An 18996-nucleotide genomic window follows, 5' to 3' on the forward strand; every position below is an offset into this window, starting at 1 on the left:
CTGTTTGATCTATGCATAGGTTTAGTTGGTTATCCAGTCTTTCGCCTCAGGCATCCGCTATCGGTACCGAACTTGGCCAGGCCAAGTTTCGCGTCATCAATGTCACGCCATTTTGTTTGTATCTCGTTTTTGCCTGGTATTTCAAATGGCAGGCAGTACCTGTCAGCGTCGTCATTGGTGCCGTGGGATATATCGCCTATGCCGTGATCTGGGTCGCTCTCGTTCGTTTTTCTATTTTGAACACCACCTTGCGCCGCACCTTGGCCACCATACTGGATCAGGCCTTGCCGGCTTTGGGTATGTATCTGGCGGGATTTCTGGCCGGCTTGGTGGCATGGGTGCCGACCTTGGGCGCGATAGGCAATGGCTTGCGCTTCGGCACGCGTTATACCTGGTTGTCATCCGCAGTGTGTGGCCCCTTGATGGGCGCGGCGTTCTATTTTTCTCCTGATTGGCAAACCATACCGGGAGTAGCGACGGGTATCGTGCTGATCAATGTGCTGGTGCCGCTGTATGTGGTCGTGCTCGTCAAACGGATGGAGCAGGATAAGCAGGCTTTCGAACAGCGTGCGGCGCATTTCGAGGAGGCAACCAAACATGATCATCTGACTGGTTTGTTGAACCGCGCAGGGTTTGCCGATGTGTTTCATGAACTATTCAAACCCGGTGCAGAACAGCGCGAAATGAGCGCAGTACTACTGCTCGATCTGGATGGCTTCAAGGCTATCAACGACGGTTGTGGCCATGCCGCTGGTGACGAGATATTAAAGACAGTCGCGACATCCTTATCTGCTTGTGTGCGTATATCGGACAAGGTGGCGCGACTGGGCGGAGACGAGTTTGGCATATTGCTGCGACACGTTACCAATGAGAGAAATGTGGAATTGGTCGCGGAAAAAATATTGAGTGCGATGAGAGAAATTGCTGTGCCACGCAATGATTTGCGCCTTGGTGCCAGCATCGGCATCTGTGTGCTGCCAGACGCAGACTTGCATACTTACGATGATGTTTTAAAAGCAGCTGATCGCTTGATGTACGAAGCGAAGGCAGCTGGAAAACACCAGTTTCGGAGTCTTGCAGCTTAGCCTGAGCTTCAATCAATTCTTGCTTGAAATAAGTAAGGGCGGATAAATCTCCGGATCAACTTGGAGATTTATCCGCCCTTACTAAAAAGTCATACCTTTTGCGCGTTCTGCGCCAAACCATCCAACGCAACAATTACCTTGTCGACCGACGCATCGCTATTGGCAATGAGCACTGCGTGTTCAATCGCATCATCGCGTTTTGTCCTCGCAAAATAAGCCAGCAGGTAATCACCGTTTTCGCTTTGTGGAGTATTGCGCGGATCATCTTTAGCCAGGCGGCGCGCATACCATACGGCGTAGCCGTTTGACTCTTCACAGCAATACACTTCCACTGAGTGATGCGGGCCGAGCGGGAATTCTTCTGGGTCGGTGTACCAAATGGTTTTACGCCACAGATGGTTCTTTTTTGATTCGGGAATTTGATTCGTGTCTTGATACTTTTCAGCTTGGTTCATGGTGGATGGTAGATGTATTGTTGGGTAAGGATTATTTGCGTTAAGTCACAAGAATTGACGCGTTGCTGTAATCGGTATTGTCGCCGTATTTCTCAGATTTTTTACATCAATGTTTATCGTGCAGATCGGGTGGCGATTCAATGTCCGGCGTTGTGTGCGAGAGCATGCTGCGCAATTTTTTGTCTATTCTCACGTACTCAAGTTCTATCGTTGTCAGGCGTGATGGTGCATCGTCCAGCATATTGTTCTTTGCGCGAATTTCCAGTTCTCGGCATAAAGAGGCGAGAGTGGTGGCACCTATCGATGCCGTGCTGCCGCATAAGACGTGCGCAAATTTTGCAACGGTCAGCGTATCTTTCGCCAGAATAGCCTCATGCAGTAGTACAAAGCGCTTCGGGCTATCCGTCAGGAAAAGATCAACCAACTCGGCAAAATCGTCGCCAAACATTTCCTGTGTAGCATCCAGTTCATCATCTTGTGGCATAAGGACCTTTTCGTTGACGACAGGCTTTAGCCAGCGCGTCAGCATGTCGTTCAATGGCCGCATGCGTATCGGTTTGAAAATAAAATCATCCATGCCAATAGCAAGGCAGGTATCGCGTTCACTGCGATTGATGCCGGATGACCAGCCGATGATGGGCATGTGCGCCCCGTCAGTTTCTGCTGCGCGTAGCAATGCAGTTGTGTGGTAACCATCCATCTGCGGCATCTGACAATCCATCAGTATCAAATCGTAATGTTGTTCATTGACCAGACGTAAAGCCTGTTGCCCATCGGATGCCGTGTCAACCTGACAGCCAAAGCGCGCCAGCATGCGTTCGGCGATTTGCAGATTGACCGGATTATCGTCAACTGCCAGAACGCGGCAATGCGCAAAGGCATGAACATTATCCGAGATGATATGTTCTGCGTTCACACGTACGCCTGCACAGACAAAGCGAGGCGCATCTTTCTTGGCAATACAACTGCACAACATCGATAGCGTATTGAGCAGCATGGTTTGTTGTAGAGGTTTAGGCAGCCATGCAGAAAATCCTGCTTGCGCCAGACGATCGGCATCGTGCCTGCTGTGCTCGCCACTGATAAGTACGACCAGCGTATCGCGATACAAAGGGGAGTTGCCGATGGCGGTGCCCAGCGTTTCGCCATCCATGCCAGGGATTTTTTGGTCGAGTAGCGCAATGCGATATGGATCGCCGGCGATTGCTGCGTTCTCTAATGCGGCTAAGGCAGTTTTGGGTATATCGAAGCAGTCTATACGTGCGCCGCGTTGTTTCAGTTCTCTTTCAATGTGGGCACGCGTATCGGGATTGGTATTGATAAACAGCATGCGGGTATCGGCCAGCGCATGGTGCGTGTTGTTTGCGCCATCGCCTATGCCAAGATCGCTATTCGATTCCAGTAACTGCTCGATATTCATCAACAGGCTGTCCGCGCTGCTTTGGGCCAGATGTATCATTTCCCGCTGATCGGGAGCTAAATCGTTTTGCCGTATCATTTCCAGCGCACCGACGATGCCGTTCATTTGTGTATTGACTGCCCGCTGCAGATCGCCAAGGAGGCGCTCGTCCAGTTGAGTATTGCTCAAGGTGCTGCTCTGATGTTCTCGACGTCGCACGATGCGCGCACGTTGTGCAGCGGTGAGTGTTTTTACGGTGAACGGCAGATATGAAGGCATGGCTTCCCTAGTGTTGTTCTGCATCTTCTGTGGAATGCTTGGACTGGCTGACGCAATGAAAGAATATATCAAAGCGGCATAGTAAGGATAAACCTTTAGCAATTGCTAAAAATACATTTTTTCATGTAGTCTGGCGAAAGTTATTTTCCGCGAGGAAATGCTATTGAGGGAAAAGATAGCAAACGTTTGTGTCGGATCGGTACTCATGCCGTGATTCAGGCATGGGGGAGTGGGCCTAAGTAGCCCGTCGCCGACGGATGCACAAACTTGTAAGGGAAAGCGAGCGCATTCGGTGCGATTGTCGTACCGCTGCGCTTTTATTTTAGCTGCTGCAACAAGGGGAAATGCATGTCGAACATTGCTGGAAAAGCATATGCCATGAATGTGATCACGCCGATCCGTTGGTATATGACTTGGATCAATAAGGTGATTTTCTGGGTAGCACTGAAGAAGCCCGCCACTCTCAGGGGTTTGATTACACTCTCACTGATTCATTACGCGCGCTGGGTCATCATCGGCAAGAATCAGTTTCCGCATCTGTCTGCGGAACAACCGAAGGAAAAGCTGAACTACGCTTACATGATGTTTTTCAGTAATTTCAACGGCAGTTGGGCGCAGTACGTCGATTCCTTTACGTTTGCCATTCCCAGTGGCTTGGATCTATTCTGGAAATGGAATATTCGTTATCCCAAGTCAGTGCCACTGACACCATTCCATTCCTACATTCAATTCAATCAAATCCAGACGGATCATTATTACAACGCCTATCCGATGGCGGCAGCAAATGATGTGAAAGCTGCGAAAAAATTGAAAGAGGAATTGATCACTTTCGATGCAAAGTTCGGCAATGCCGATCCCGAGCAATTTCTCAAGCAATACAACACCTTGTTGCGCTCTCTACAGCATGATCTCGGCGATATGCAACCAACGCCGATTGTCAGTTTGGCCGATCAGGCGAGGGGAGAATAATCATGGCGAATGTCAGCAACAATGCCTACGCGCTTACCTGTTTGTCTCCTATCAAGAAAGGCCATATCGGCGGTACTGCTTACAGCGATGAAGTTCGCCGTCGCTTGCAAGATTGGGGCTTGAACGAGATGAGCCCGATGGCGAAGGTGCCGCAAACGTATCTGTGCCGCTATTTTGTTCTCGACGATGTGTATTACGAATCTTTACCGGGTACTGATTTTAGCGGTACGTGGTATGACTTCCTGTCTATCTTCTCCGATCGTTTCCGCCGTGCCGCGTTGCCGGAAGAAGATCATTTGCAATCCAAATATCTGGTGTGGTGCTGCAATGTACATGGCGACCTTGATAGCTATTTGCGCGGGATGTGGGCAGCTATTAGCGATGACATACGCCAACTGTGGGGCTTTTGCTACGGCTTTGAGCAAGTCTCTGACGCAGATAGCTTCATTGCCTATATCAAAAAATGCCAATTGAAGGCTGCCTTGTTCTTCGTCGGCTCCAATGATGAGCCATTGCCGGAACAGTTGAAGGGACTCTATCTGAAGCAGGAGTTCTCACGTTTCGTGGCGGAACATCAGGGCTTGCCGGCGGCGCAATTGCAGCAGGCTTATCAGGCATTCATTCAGCGTGTTGATCCGACGAATCTGCAAGAGCCTACTTGGCTTGCCGGACAATCCACTGTGCAAAAACTATCGTAGAAGGATCTTCTTGTGAGCAAAGTTCTAGATTTGATGGATATACAGGGCAACGTGATCCGTGCCTATGGTCGCTACAATTTTCCATTTGCACGTTACGTGTTTTTTAATATTCGGGATGGTGCGCGTGGTCGCGAATTCGTGCGTCGCGTGACCGAGCAGGTAACGACTGCGGTGAATTGGGGTGAAGGTCCTAATCCGATTGAAAAACCAATGTCGACGGTGAATATCGCCTTTACTTATCCCGGTTTGAAAACGCTGGAATTGCCGCGTGCTTCCTTGATTGGCTTCCCTATGGAATTCGTGATGGGGATGAAGAACCGTGTCGATATTCTGGGTGATGATAAACGCAGCGCACCCGAATATTGGGACCCGATCTGGCAAGAAAGTCGGGAGCGTGATCGCCATAAAGATGTACATGCCTGGATCTCGATCAATGGCCAGACACGTGAAGCCATACAAGAGACTTATGAATGGCTGCAAAAGATCGTGCACGACACTGCTGGCGGCGTAGCGATATTGTCTGGTCATCGCGGCGACAATGGCGAAGAACATCTGGAGTTCCAGGATGTGCATGCCGTGTTTGAAAACGGCAAGGCAACCAGCAAGGAACATTTCGGCTACACCGATGGTATCGGCGATCCGTATTTTGAAGGCTTGCCCGACCGGCCGGAGCGTGTTCTCGGACGTGGCAAGCAACTCAAAGGGGGTAAGTGGGCGCCACTCGCAACCGGGGAATTCATACTCGGCCATCGCGACGAAGCGGAAGAGTATCCGATTGCACCGGCACCGCAACTGTTGTCGCGTAATGGCACCTTCATGGTGTATCGCAAATTGCATGAAAACGTCGCTACCTTCAATACCTATCTGGAACAGGAAGGGCAGAAATACCCGGGCGGCAAGGAATTGCTGGCAGCGAAGTTCGTCGGACGCTGGCGTGACAATGGTGCACCTTTGGTGTCGGCACCGGATGCAGCAAGCAAGGCGGAATGGGATGCCAAGTTCGCTGCAGCCACGTCGTCGGCCGAGCGCGACAAAATGCTGAGCGACTTTACCTTCGATAGCGATATGGATGGTGCGAAGTGCCCATTCAGTTCGCACATGCGTCGTATCAATCCGCGCGCTTCACTGGAATTGACGCCCAACGCTTTCGATACGCCGGGTGCACTGGCCAATCGACGTCGTGTGATACGGCGCGGTTTGCCTTATGGCGAAGTGAAGGATCCGACACGCGATGACGGCAATCACGGCATCATCATCATGATGCTCAACGCCAGCATCAATCGGCAATTTGAATTTGTGCAGCAGCAATGGATCAATTACGGCAACGATTTCAAGGCTGCCAATGAAAAGGAAATCATTCTCGGTAATCACGATGATGAGTATCCGAGCAAGGCGGTATTGCAAGTTGATCCGAATGGTGATGAAGCGCCGTATTTTCTATCGAAGATTCCACGTCTGGTGGAAACACGCGGCGGTGATTACTTCTTTATTCCCAGCATGACGGCTTTGCGCATGATTGCAAAAGGGATAGTCGATCCGACTTGATCTTGCATACGACGAGGGAATCGCAGTTGGATTCCCTCGTGTTGCGCTTGATCAAATGTCCCAATTACTTGGTTCGCGCCGTGCAACCTTGTTGTATTCGTGGCGGAATTTTGAAATCGCATCGTAGACTATCTTGCGTGCGCGATTGATGCCGCCGAGCGGGCGATGTGCTGGCAGGCTATGCCAAGGCGTGAACGACAGGTTTTCACCGAATACGCGTTGCGCTTCACTATCAAATTCTTGTTGTGGAATACGAATCGTCGCGACTTTGCGGAAAGGCGATTCACTTTCTTTCCATTCCTTGCCTGGATCTTCTATCGGCATACTGTTTGAATCGATCTGTAGTTGTACCGTGAAATCGAATATCGCTTCGCCTTGTGCCAATTGGCGCACCATGGCCTGACGTAGATAGTCAGGGCCAGGATTGGATGGAATGGCGTCAGCATTCGTGACACGCGGGATGGCGGAATATTTGACTGCAGTGTCACCGAACAAATAAGGCGTGGTGCTCCAGTAGCGCATTTGCAGCGGATTGGCGAACTTCTTCAGCGATTTGATCAAATTCCAGATGACACGCCAATGCGTGGCAAAAAACAGAATTTTTGCCAGCGTGTTGCTGGTCATCGCCTTGATCATCGCGTCGAATTCTTCGACATCCTTAGTGACAAACACATTGGTACTGATGACGATGAAGTCTTGTGTCTGTTCATGACGTTGGTCTTCCAGTAACTTGTCACCGGGTACGCCCATCAATTTGATGGCCATGCCGCGAATGTCGCGCGCAGTATCTGCCTGTATCGTGCCGTCTTGATTGGAGTAGCGTATCCATGCCTGATACGTGCGTGGCTCACTGAATATGCCGACTCGCAGCATGGCCGGTAGATCCGATTCAACAGTGAATTCTGCCTTGACCAAACCATGCATCTTGGGATGGGCATCGCGGCGCATGATACCGGTAGGATTGTCTCGAATGATTTTGGCTTGCAGGCGTGCAGAGAGGTCGCGGGTGTATTCGATTTCGTGAGCGGGAATGGTTTCTTGAGCGAGCGAATTGTTGGGCATAAATTTATTGTAGATTTGATACCACATCATGGCCGCGCAACAGGCATTTCGAGCTATATTACGCGGGGCAGGTGACCGGATAATAGTTGTCTATCATTAACTGCAATTAACTTTTTTGCAAGAAAAACTGACGCGCGTAGTTGTCAGACTGTGATTAAAACCGGAGCATCAAATCAAATTCCCACAGCAACCGGGTTGGACACCACTACTGAAGCGATCGAGTCTGGCGAAAACCGGCTTGCATCGCATGATGTTTTTTCACTTGCCGGCAGCGTTGGATGAGCCAGAGCAGGATCGCACCGGTGTATCCAATTACGATTTGGTTGGCGCGCTCACCTTATTTGTCGCGACGATACGCGGCTTGAGCGAAGTACATAAGCGCATCGATCTGCATCAAGCGATATGTCTTGCCAACTTGCGTTTATCACCAGATGACTCGGTTGAGTTCCGCAACGATGCGACGGTTCCACTCGCCTATAGTTCGCCGGAACAAACTGGCCGCATGAACCGGCAGGTCGATTACCGCAGCGACTATTACTCGCTTGGTATCGTGTTCTATGAATTGCTGAGTGGTCATCTGCCGTTCGAGTCGGATAACGTGATGGAGCTGGTGTATAGCCACATCGCAAAGAAACCATTACCACCTAGTCGTTTTAATCCTGCGATTCCAGAAGCTGTAGGCAATATTGTTCTCAAGCTGCTGGCAAAAAATGCAGAGGATCGCTATCAGAGCCTGGATGGTTTGCTGAGCGATATTGAGCAATGTCAGCACGCATTGATGGAAGTCGGTGCGATTGAGCCATTTGCGTTGGCACAACACGATGTCTATGATCGTCTGCAAATTTCTCAAAAGTTATACGGCCGTGATTGTGAATATGCGCGCTTGCTGAATGCATTCAAGAGCGTTACCGACGGCGGTGTAGAGCTGTTGCTGGTGACTGGTTATTCCGGTATTGGAAAATCGTCGCTGGTCAATGAAATCCATAAGCCAGTCGTGGCGCAAGGTGGCTATTTCATTTCAGGGAAGTTCGACCAGTTCAAACGCACGATTCCTTACTCTGCATTCAATCAAGCCTTCCGCGAATTGATGCGGCAAATTCTGACCGAAAGTGAAAGTAGAATCGCCGAGTGGCGCGTGAAATTGTTGAAAGCGCTGGGGCCGAATGGACAGCTGATTATTGATGCGATCCCAGAGTTGGAATTTATCATCGGCAAGCAATTGCCAGTGCCATTGCCGAGTGCTACGCGCAACAGCTTCAACTATGTGATGCAAAATTTCGTCAGCGTGTTTACCCATGCTGATCATCCTATTGTTCTCTTTCTCGACGATTTGCAATGGGCCGATGCGGCATCACTGAAGCTCATCACACTGTTGATGAGGAATCTGGACGAGCCTTGTCTGCTGCTGATCGGTGCCTATCGCAATAATGAAGTCGATATTACGCATCCACTTAATCTGACCATCGATTTGATACGTAAAGAGACGACCATCACGACGATAGAAGTCAGTCCCTTGTCGGAAGTGAGTATCGTCGAATTGGTAGCAGATACGCTCAAGTGTTCAGTGCCTGAAGCGATCTCGCTGGCGAGTCTGATTTATCGCAAAACCTTGGGCAATCCATTTTTCATAGGCCAGTTCATCAAGAGTTTGAACAACGATGGATACTTGAAGTTTGAGAATGGTCGCTGGCAATGGAGTTTTGCAGAAATAGAGGCATTGAACATCACGGACAACGTGGTTGATCTGCTGATGAAAGAGTTGCGTCGTTTGCCGGAGCCTACGCAGCGCCTGCTCACGATTGCTGCATGTATAGGCAGTCGCTTTGATATCCAGACACTGGAAACGGTCAGCCAAAAATCCAAGCAGGAAATTGGCGAGTTATTGCATGACGCAATACAGACAGGATTGATTCTGCCGGCAGAGCATACGGTGGCAGCGGCGGCGCTGGTGTCTTATGTATATCAATTCCAGCACGATAAAGTACAACAAGCTGCATACGAGGGTATCGCCAAGCATGAGACCGATGCCATCCATTTGGAGATTGGTCGCCTTTTGCTCAACAGTCTGAGCGAAGAGGAAAAGGAAGAGTCCATTTTTGAATTGGTCGATCATCTGAATCAGGGACGTGCATTAATGACGTCGCAGATAGAGAAAGATGAGTTGGCTGAGTTGAATTTGCAGGCAGCAAAGAAGGCGCGTAAGTCGGCAGCCTTCGATGTGCATCGCGATTGCATCGATATTGCGGGCACGTTCGGCAGTGTCCATATCTGGCGTGAGAAGCAGGCCTTCATGCACGATTTGTACATGGAGCGTATTAATGCTGCTTTCGCACGGGCCGACTATAAGGAAATGGAAAGTCTGTGTCAGATCGTGTGCGATAGAAGCGAAACGCCGCACGAAATGATTGCTGCAAAAAATTACTTGATTCGTTGCTACGGTGCGATTTACAAGCCGCAGGAATTGATGCAAACCGGTATTGAAATGCTGGAAATTTCCGGCATCAAGGTACCTGACAATTTGAGTGAAAAAGATATTCTGCTGTCGCGTCTGAAATTGAAGATAGCCTTGCGTGGCAGGGATCCGTTGGAACTGGAGCATTTGCCGCCGGCTACTGATCCTCAGTATTTGCTGCAATTGCACGCCACGATGGCTTTTCTTGGTTATGGATTTACGTATTTGGCAGGTTCTCCAGTTGTCCTGTGGGTCGCACTGGAAATGGTGCGTCGCTCGATACGTTATGGTTCGTCGCCGAACTGCGCGTATGCATACGCGGTATGGGCGCGCACGCTGGTTGGTAAATTGGGACGGATTGCTGAAGGCTACAAGTTCGGCAAGGTCGCAGCGCAACTGGGTGGTGACAAGCAATCGCTAGGCGCAGCCGGGATTTTTCACGGCATCATTCGGCATCATCGAGAGCATCTACGCTTGTCGCTGGAGCCCTTGATGGACATCTATGTCAAGGCCATGGAAGTTGGTGATCGGCCTGGTGCGATGGTGGCGCTGTCATTCTCAGATGCGATCCGTTTTCAATCCGGCGGCAATGTGCAGGATGCCCTGGCAACCATACGCAAGGATCTGGATATTTATCGGAAGATGGATTACGCCGCTTTGCTCGGCGTCATGATTCCGTGGGCATTGCTCTTCTCCCGTTTGGTAGGTGAGCCTATTGGTGACATTACACAAGGCAGGGATCAGGAAGATTACGTAATGGCGCGTAAAAATGCGATAGATCCGTGGGGCATTTTTTATGTACGCACGATCCAGTCTATCGGCGAATATTATTTTGGTGAATTCGCCAATGCACGTTCGCATGCAGAAGAGGCGATGGATTTGCCAGGCTTTCACTTCGGTACGCCTTCGTCCGGTTTCTTGATGTGGGTATATTCACTCTCTGAGTTGGCGCTATGCCGTCCGTATGATTCGCATGCGTCGAATACGCTTGCCAAAGTCCGGGCCATGCAAAGGAAGTTCAAGCCGTGGGCTGATCACGCGTCGATGAATTATCGCCATAAATGGCAATTGATCGAAGCTGAAGCATTCCGCGTCGCCGACAAGAACAGACTGGCGGAGCAATTCTACGAACATGCGATCACGGGTGCGCGTCAATATGGCTTCATCAACGATGAAGCATTAGCGCATGAGCTGGCCGGAAAGTTTTACCTCAGTCAGGGCAAAGATATTAATGCGCGCATGCACTTGGAACAGGCACATGCGCGATACGAGGACTGGGGTGGATACGCCAAAGCTTTGCAAATGGAAGAGTCCTATCCAATTCTATTGGCACGGGTGATTACGCGCAAACATGCTGATAGTCGCGAGTTGAAAGATGTGCGTGAGCGGCAGATGGATATTCAAACCGTCATCAAGGCATCGCAAACTTTATCGGGTGAGATCCAGCTCGATAAATTACTGTCTCAATTGATGCGTTTGTTGATCGAGAATGCAGGGGCACAAAAAGGCGCTTTGTTATTAATGGAACATGGCAGCTTGTTTATTCAAGCGGAAGTGACAGCGGATGGTGCCATTGTTGTACAACAAGGTTTGCCAGTCGAGAAAAGTAACAACCTCGGCCTTGCCGTTATCAATTACGTCAAACGCACACAAGAGAAAGTTGTGTTGGGTGATGCCGGGAACGATAGCCAATTCAATGGTGATCCATACATAGAACGTGAACGACCGAAATCAATTTTGTGTTTGCCATTGCAGAAGCAGGGACAACTGGTTGGTGTTCTGTATATGGAGAATAACCTGGCGATTGATGCCTTCACGCAGGAACATACAGAGTTATTGCAGATGCTCTCAACGCAGATAGCCATTTCTCTGGAAAATGCAGGTTTGTACAACGACCTTGAACAAAAGATCGAGGCGCGTACGCAAGCGCTTAGTCAAAAAAATAATGAATTGCATGACACGCTGAATTCCTTGCGACACACGCAAAAACGCTTGGTGGAATCTGCCAAGCTGGCATCGCTAGGTCAGCTAGTTGCCGGTGTCGCGCATGAGATCAATACACCATTGGGCGTCGGCGTCACTGGTGCGTCTACGTTGGCAGAAGAGACAACACGTTTGAAGTCCTTGTTTCAGACCGGCGAGATGAAACGTTCCGATCTCGATGCGTATGTTGGTACAGCGACGACGATCAGTAAATTGTTGTTATCCAATATGGAACGTGCGGCGACCATGATACAAAGCTTCAAGGATGTGGCCGTTGATCAAACCAGCGCTGAGCGACGTACTTTCCGCTTGAAGGGATACATCGATGAAGTCTTGTCGAATCTGAGTCCGATGTTGCGCAGGTCAGAACACAGGGTAACGGTCAATTGCGACGAAGCGATAGAAGTGGATACCTATCCTGGTGCGCTGTCACAGATCATTACGAATATGATGATGAATGCCTTGCTACATGCATTTCCGGAAAATGTGCGTGGCGAAATGTTGATTGTGGTGCGTAGTGTCTACACCAATGGACAGGAAACGGATTTGGTCGAGTTGCGCTTTTCCGATAACGGAAAAGGTATTCCACAGGAAAATTTGGCAAAAATATTCGATCCATTTTTTACCACCATGCGCGGTCGTGGTGGCAGTGGACTGGGTTTGAGTATTATTCATAATCTCGTCACCAATAGCCTGCAAGGACAAATCACAGTTGAAAGCCAAGTGGGCGAGGGCACAACATTCATACTGCGTTTCCCGCGTAATCCGGTTACGGCAGCTCCCGATGCTGACATTGGTCATGCTTCGCAACGCCATGTTTAGGATGCGCCATGTTTGAAGACTTTTCTTTCGCACCAGAAAAAGAAGGCGCGACCGGCAACATTGAACCGCCATGGAAAATTCTAATCGCGGATGATGAAGAGGAAGTGCATCAAGTCACTGCGGTTGCAATGATCGATGTGATGTTCAAAGGCCGTGCACTGCAATTTTTGCATGCCTATTCAGCAGCAGAAGCACGCGACATACTCGCGCAACATCCGGATACGGCGATTATTCTGCTCGACGTCGTGATGGAAGATGACAACGCCGGCTTGAAGCTGGTACGGCATATACGTGAGCAGATGCGCAATCGTCGTCTGCGCATAGTGCTGCGTACCGGCCAACCAGGACAGGCACCGGAACGTGATGTTGTGATTGATTACGACATTAATGATTACAAATCGAAGACTGAATTAACGCGGCAGAAACTACTGACCTGCATTATCTCTGCTTTGCGTTCGTACGAAGACATCATCTGGCTGGAAAAAGGTCGCGATGGTTTGGAGCGGGTAGTCAATGCAGCCAGCATTTTTCTGCAAACGCCTTCCGAACATGCGTTCGCCACGCAAATCCTGAAGCAAATCAATATATTGATACAACATCCGCTGGATGGCTTAGTGGTGCGTCGTGCATTGAATAGCGTGGAACTGCGGACGCTTGCATCAGTCGGTACGCAGGCAGTGTTTTCTTCTACGGTGCAAGATGCTGTGATGCAGACACTCAATGCACAAAGAAATTTGTACGATAGCGATCATATTTGTTTATATATACGCTCGCTCAATGACACTGGTGAATATGCGGTGTGGTTGCCATTGCAACGTCCCTTGTCCGAGTTGGAGCGACGACTGGTTGATGTGTTGTGCAGCAATATTGCAGCAGGTCTGGCGAATGTGCAGTTGTATGAGTCCTTGGTCAGTCTCAGCCATGATCTGGAAAATCAAGTCATAGAACGGACGCGCGATTTATCGCTTGCGAAGGATGAGGCAGAATCTGCGAACCGAGCCAAATCGGAATTTCTCGCGGTAATGAGCCATGAAATCCGTACGCCCATGAACGGCATGCTGGGCATGATGCAATTGGCACTTGCCGAAACCACAGACCGCGATCAGCGTGAGCATCTGGAAACGGCGCAGTACTCGGCAGAAGCCTTGCTCAGTATTCTTAATGACATCCTTGATTTTTCCAAACTGGAATCGGGCAATCTGCAGTTTGAATCCACGCATTTCGATTTGATCAAAACTGTCGATAGCGTGATCAATCTGATGTCTTCCAGGACTTGTGAAACGGCTTTATCTCTCAGCGTGGATTACGTCTCGGATGTGCCGCGCCTGCTGGTAGGTGACGTTAGCCGTTTGCGTCAGGTCCTGCTGAATTTGATTAACAATGCCTTGAAGTTTACCGAGCAAGGTGGTGTTTCTTTGAAGATCGAGGCGCTTGCCTTGGATGAAGCGCAAGCTCGTTTGCGCTTTACCGTGATAGACAGTGGCATCGGGATCGCGCCGGAAGCGCAACCACTGTTGTTCCAGGCTTTCTCGCAGGCAGACAGTTCTATTTCGCGGCGCTTTGGTGGTACCGGTCTTGGCCTGTCGATCTGCAAGAAGATCATAGAAATGCAGGGCGGCAGCATTGGTGTCGAGAGTGTGCTGGATAAAGGTAGCCAGTTTTGGTTCGAATTGACATTTGCGCGAGCTGCAAAGGCGGAGGCAGTGTCCGAGGTACTTGCCACCGCTCCACCAAAAACGAAGCGTACATTACATATTTTGCTGGCCGAAGATAACGAGATCAATCAAAAAGTCGCTGTCGCTTTGTTGAAGAAAGCCGGGCATACAGTACACATTGCGCAAAACGGCCATGAAGCGGTGCTAGCCGTGCAAAACGAGGTATTTGATGTTGTACTGATGGATATGCACATGCCGGAAATGGATGGCTTGGCAGCTACACGCGCGATTCGCCGCATGCCGGCACCTGCATCGACGCTGCCTATTGTTGCACTGACGGCTGCCGGTGCGTTGTCAGATATACAAACTTGTATGGACGCAGGGATGAACTATTTCCTCGTCAAACCGTTCCGTATGGAGCGTTTGAGCAGCATTTTGCATGAGTTATCGGCCACGCGGGATTAGCAAAATACGGCTAATTCCTACCCAAACTGCCTGCCATATCGCCGAAATGACTCGGCTTTCCCCCTCTTTTTCAGGTCTGATTTGCGCTCCAGCCCCTGATAATGCCTATTAAGAAACTCCGGCCTATGTAGATAAAAAGCGTCCGGAACTGATATCCAAAACGGGGATCCATGATGGAAACGAATCAAGCACTGCGTAAGAATCTTTCTCTGCAAGCGACTGATGCGGAGAATGACGACGTTATTGACAGCACAATTGATGTGCCGAAAAGCGGTGCTCGTGTCGGAGGCATGGATCTCAAGGCGATACGTGAGGCAATCGCCCGCGTGGAAGCAGAAGCCAAGGCGACAGTCACTGCAGAAAACCGCGCTTATGCCGAAGCGCACGCCCGTTCCCTCGCAGAAGACCGTGTGCAAACCGATGCAGCGGCCATCGCCGAAGCCAATAAGAACGCCCGTGCTGCCGAAGAAGCCATTGCCGCCAGCCGTGCTCGTCTGGAAGCAGAACGTCAGGCACGCGCAGCCAGCGAAGCCCGTACTATCGCCGTCAACAAGGAAATTGCAGAACTCCGTGCACGCACCGAAGCCGATACGCAACTAGGCATCATCGCGATTGGCCGTGCAAAAGCAGAGCAACAAGCGCGCAAACGCACCATTGAACAAATCGCTGAAGAAAGCGAACTGAGCGCCCGTGCCGCAGCGGCTGCCGAACAATTGGCGCAAGAAACTGAAGACATGCGCCGTCAAGTGGCTGAGCGCATCACTGCGACGGAAATTGCCACGCAGTCAGCACAAGAAGATGCCGCCGAACGTGCGCGTCTGGAATCACGCGTAGCCGATCTGGCGCGTGAACATGCCCGCCGCGAGAAAAGTGCACTGGAAACCAATAAGTCATTGATCAGCGCGCAGCGCGATGCAGCGATCCTGACACAGCAACGTGAAGAAGCCGACAGCAAGGCTTTGGCAACCATGCTCAACCGTGTACCTGCCGAAGTGCGTGCACGTGAAGATGCGCTAGCCCGCGCCGCAACCGAGCAGGAACAACAGTCAACCGCACAAGCACGTATCGAATCCGAACAACGCGCGCTGGAAGCGATTCAAATGCGCTTGCAGGCCGAAGCCGAGATGCATGCAGCCGCTGAGCGTCGCGAGCATGTAGAAAGAATGGCTGCAGTTGCAGCGCAGTCGCGTCGCGAAGCTGAAGAGCGCATCCGCGTTGCGACCGAAGCACGCATCCAGGTTGAAAAACAATTACAAACCTCCGCAGTTGCTCGCGTAGAAGCCGAGCATCAAGCCGATGAACAAGTCCGTGCTCGCATCGCAGTAGAAGCCAGAGGCGAAGAAGAAGCACGTCAACGTGCGATTGCTGAACAACAGGCCGTCGCAGCGTCACGTGTACGGGCTGAAGAAGAATTGCGTGCCAGAGAACTGGCTGAACAACGTTTAGCGATGGAACGCGCTGCCGCTTCAATGGCAGCAGCACGTGCGACTTCTGAAAAAATTGCACTCGACAGAGCAGCAGAACGCGTCAATTTGCAACAGCAGATGGCTGAAACTGCATCGCAACAAGCGGAAGAAGCATTGGCACTGGCCAATGCCGAGCGTGAGCGTGCAGCAGCGGAACAACGTGCATTAGTCGCATTGCAGGAAAAGACGCAGGCAGAAGAAGCCGTCTCGGCAAGTGTTAAGGCACGTGCAGAAGCTGATCAAGAGCAGACCGCATTGTTGCGCATGCAAGAGCAAGCCGAGCAAAATAATCTCTCTGCACAAGAAGCGGAAAGCGCAGCCATCAAGCTCACCATGGAGCAAACGGTAGCGCAAGCGAACTTGAAACGTGCAGCAGCGGATGCCGCTTTGGCTCAAGCTCATGAAGCAGTAAAGCTGGCAAAACTGCAAGAACAACGTCTGCAAGTTGAACAAAAAGCGCTGGCAGTCATGCAGGAAAAGTTGGCAGCCGAACGCCAGCATGCCGACGCTGTGCAAAAAGAATTGCAAACCAATCAGGCGAAAATCGCAAAAGAACAGGAAGCGCAAGCCGCATCAGAAGCCCGCGCCCGTGCGAATCAGGAACACGCTGCGCTGATGGAAGCGCAACAACAAGCTGATCAAGAATTACGCGCTGCACGCGAAGCAGAATGCGTTGCCAACCAACATGCACTGGCACAAACCAAAGCCAAGACCGATTTGCAGCGCAAGGCTGCACGTGCCGCCTTGGAAAAAACACGCCAAATGGTTGAGCTGACACGTGCCGAGCGTGAACGTGCAGAAGCGGAAGAATTGGCAGTACAGGCAATTGAAGAAAAATGCCAGATCGAAGCCGCAGCACAAGCCGAAGCAGAAGCACGTACGGTTGCCGAATTGCAGAATATGGAAATGCTGCGTGAGCGTGAACTGGCCGAACGAAAAATTCGCGAAGCCAGCGAAGCAGAATGCGTAGCAACGCGCGCGACATTGGAGCAAACCAGAGCCAAGGCAGAATTTCAGCACGCTGCTGCATTGGCATCAGAACAACGCGCAGCAGAAGCGTTGGCCTTGGCACAAGCGGAACAAGCACGCAGTCTGGCAGAACAAGACGCATTGGCCGCTGTACAGCAAAAGCTGGCCTTGGAGCAGCAGGCACGGATAGAGGCCGAAGCGCGCATTCTTTTGGAAAACGAAGAGGCCAATACGCTGCAGGCACGCGCCGAAGCAGAGCAGGCGTCGCGTACATCTGGTGTGCAGCGTCTGGCGGCAGAAAAGCAAATGCTCGAAGCAGCAGAACAACAAGTTGTGTTGCAACGTAAAGCAGCAGAAGCGGCCGAGATCCAGGCACGGCAAGCAGTTGAATTGGCGAAAACAGAACGTGTACGCGCCAATCTGGAACAGCAAGCCATGAATGCGATCGAGAAAAAACTGACAGTCGAGCAGCAACGCGCGCAAGCAGCGACCGCATTGTTGCAAGCAACGCAGGAAAAACTGGTGGCAGAAGAAGCCGCATTGGCTGCATCCGAGTCACGTGTGCGTGCGGAACAAGAACAAGCCGGTATTTTGCGCAGCCGGGAACAAGTACAAGCAGCATTGCGTGAAGCGACCGAAGCCGCAACCATGGCAGAAAAAGCATTGCTGGAAAAAGAAACACAGCAAGCTGAAGCGCAAAGCATTTTGACAGAGCTTGCCGAGCGCAAGGCGCAGGAAGCAAATGAGTTGGCTGAAATTGAAGCGCAACGCATCAGTGCAGAACAACAAGCAGTGAGCATGCTGGAAGAGCAGCAACAGCTTGAATTGCAACGTGCTGAAGCAAGTGAAATCGCCTTGCTTGCCATGCAAGAGAAGCTTCAGGCTGAACAGCGTGCTTGCACAGAAGCCGAACAATCTGCGATCGCCGGATTGGAAGAAGCGGGGTTGGCTGCGCAGCGCCTGGCACTGGAAACCGAGGCACGCCTGGCACAAGAAGCGCAACTCGAAGCAGAACGCGAAGCACTGACGATTGCACAAAAAAAAGCAAAGCTGGCTAATGCTGCGCTGGAATTATCCAAGGCCAATCAGGCAAGACTGGATCGTGAGCAAGAAGAAGCACAACTTGTCGCACGTGAGTTGTTGCTGCGTATCAGCGCACAAAGCGAACACAACGAAGAATGGCGTATGCGGGCTGAAGCCGTTTTGGCAGAGTCGACCGTCACGCTGCCACGTAAATCGAATGCACGTGTATGGACTTCGGTCGCGGTTGGTCTGGCTTTGTGTGCAGGCGTCGCGGCTTGGGCTGTGCAAAGTGGTGCGATGCAGTTGTTGACACCGCAAGCTGCCAAACAAGTCGCAGTCGCGCCGACCATTGCCAGTGCGCCAGTCGAATTGCCGGCACTGGTTCCTGCCGCTAATTTGCAAATGTCGTATGCACTGATGACGGTGCCTGCAGCAAGCTCTTCCGCTGCACATACTTCCAATACCTCATCGGCAAAGTAATTTCGCTCCAATAAATCAAGGGGATATGCAGCATGCTAGCTGCATATCCCCTTGTTTTGTATTCCACAGTCGTATCGGATTTCATCCGTCGATGCGTGCTTGCGAGCGGTAGCCAAATCTCGGAAAATCATCACCGAGCACAGAAATTGCCTATCCAACCGTGCCACATCCCTGAAAAACGTAGTCATC

10 protein-coding genes are annotated in these 18996 nt (G+C 50.9%); 7 read left to right on the forward strand and 3 right to left on the reverse strand.

Annotation, left to right across the window (positions count from 1 at the left end; genetic code table 11):
- Window positions 1-11 precede the first annotated feature (11 nt).
- The gene (locus AC07N2_RS10380) at window positions 12-1085 is read left to right on the forward strand and encodes a GGDEF domain-containing protein (RefSeq protein ID WP_494778216.1); all 1074 of its coding nucleotides are present in this window, start codon (window positions 12-14) and stop codon (window positions 1083-1085) included.
- An 89-nt stretch (window positions 1086-1174) separates the two neighbouring features.
- Here the strand turns inward: AC07N2_RS10380 and AC07N2_RS10385 are convergent, their stop codons facing one another.
- Both AC07N2_RS10385 and AC07N2_RS10390 read right to left on the reverse strand, forming a co-directional pair.
- Entirely contained in the window at window positions 1175-1540 is a 366-nt protein-coding gene (locus AC07N2_RS10385; RefSeq protein ID WP_494778217.1) for a hypothetical protein, read from the reverse strand.
- Window positions 1541-1646: 106 nt separating this feature from the next.
- Window positions 1647-3218 (reverse strand): response regulator, encoded by a 1572-nt coding sequence (locus AC07N2_RS10390; RefSeq protein WP_494778218.1) that lies wholly within the window; start codon window positions 3216-3218, stop codon window positions 1647-1649.
- A gap of 348 nt (window positions 3219-3566) precedes the next feature.
- Between AC07N2_RS10390 and AC07N2_RS10395 the strand changes: the two genes are divergently transcribed.
- Genes AC07N2_RS10395 through AC07N2_RS10405 form a run of 3 tightly spaced genes read left to right on the forward strand, consistent with a single transcriptional unit; the run spans window position 3567 to window position 6430 of the window.
- Window positions 3567-4187 (forward strand): hypothetical protein, encoded by a 621-nt coding sequence (locus AC07N2_RS10395; RefSeq protein ID WP_494778219.1) that lies wholly within the window; start codon window positions 3567-3569, stop codon window positions 4185-4187.
- Window positions 4188-4189: 2 nt separating this feature from the next.
- Window positions 4190-4885 (forward strand): hypothetical protein, encoded by a 696-nt coding sequence (locus AC07N2_RS10400; RefSeq protein ID WP_494778220.1) that lies wholly within the window; start codon window positions 4190-4192, stop codon window positions 4883-4885.
- Window positions 4886-4897: 12 nt separating this feature from the next.
- Window positions 4898-6430, forward strand: a complete 1533-nt coding sequence (locus AC07N2_RS10405; protein WP_494778221.1) for a Dyp-type peroxidase — start codon at window positions 4898-4900, stop codon at window positions 6428-6430.
- A gap of 51 nt (window positions 6431-6481) precedes the next feature.
- Here AC07N2_RS10405 and AC07N2_RS10410 read toward each other — a convergent pair whose 3' ends face one another.
- Window positions 6482-7492 (reverse strand): catalase family protein, encoded by a 1011-nt coding sequence (locus AC07N2_RS10410; RefSeq protein WP_494778222.1) that lies wholly within the window; start codon window positions 7490-7492, stop codon window positions 6482-6484.
- A gap of 247 nt (window positions 7493-7739) precedes the next feature.
- Between AC07N2_RS10410 and AC07N2_RS10415 the strand changes: the two genes are divergently transcribed.
- From AC07N2_RS10415 to AC07N2_RS10425, 3 genes are all read left to right on the forward strand, one after another.
- Complete coding sequence (locus AC07N2_RS10415) at window positions 7740-12749, forward strand: trifunctional serine/threonine-protein kinase/ATP-binding protein/sensor histidine kinase (protein ID WP_494778223.1); 5010 nt, start codon at window positions 7740-7742, stop codon at window positions 12747-12749.
- Between the two features lie 8 nt (window positions 12750-12757).
- A complete protein-coding gene (locus AC07N2_RS10420) occupies window positions 12758-14869 on the forward strand; it encodes a hybrid sensor histidine kinase/response regulator (RefSeq protein ID WP_494778224.1) in 2112 nt (703 codons plus the stop codon).
- A gap of 170 nt (window positions 14870-15039) precedes the next feature.
- Window positions 15040-18807 carry a coiled-coil domain-containing protein gene (locus AC07N2_RS10425; RefSeq protein ID WP_494778225.1) on the forward strand — a complete coding sequence of 1256 codons (3768 nt, stop codon included), beginning with the start codon at window positions 15040-15042 and terminating at the stop codon, window positions 18805-18807.
- The last annotated feature ends 189 nt before the right edge of the window (window positions 18808-18996 follow it).

It is taken from the genome of Herminiimonas sp. GW821-FHT09C12 (assembly GCF_059416385.1).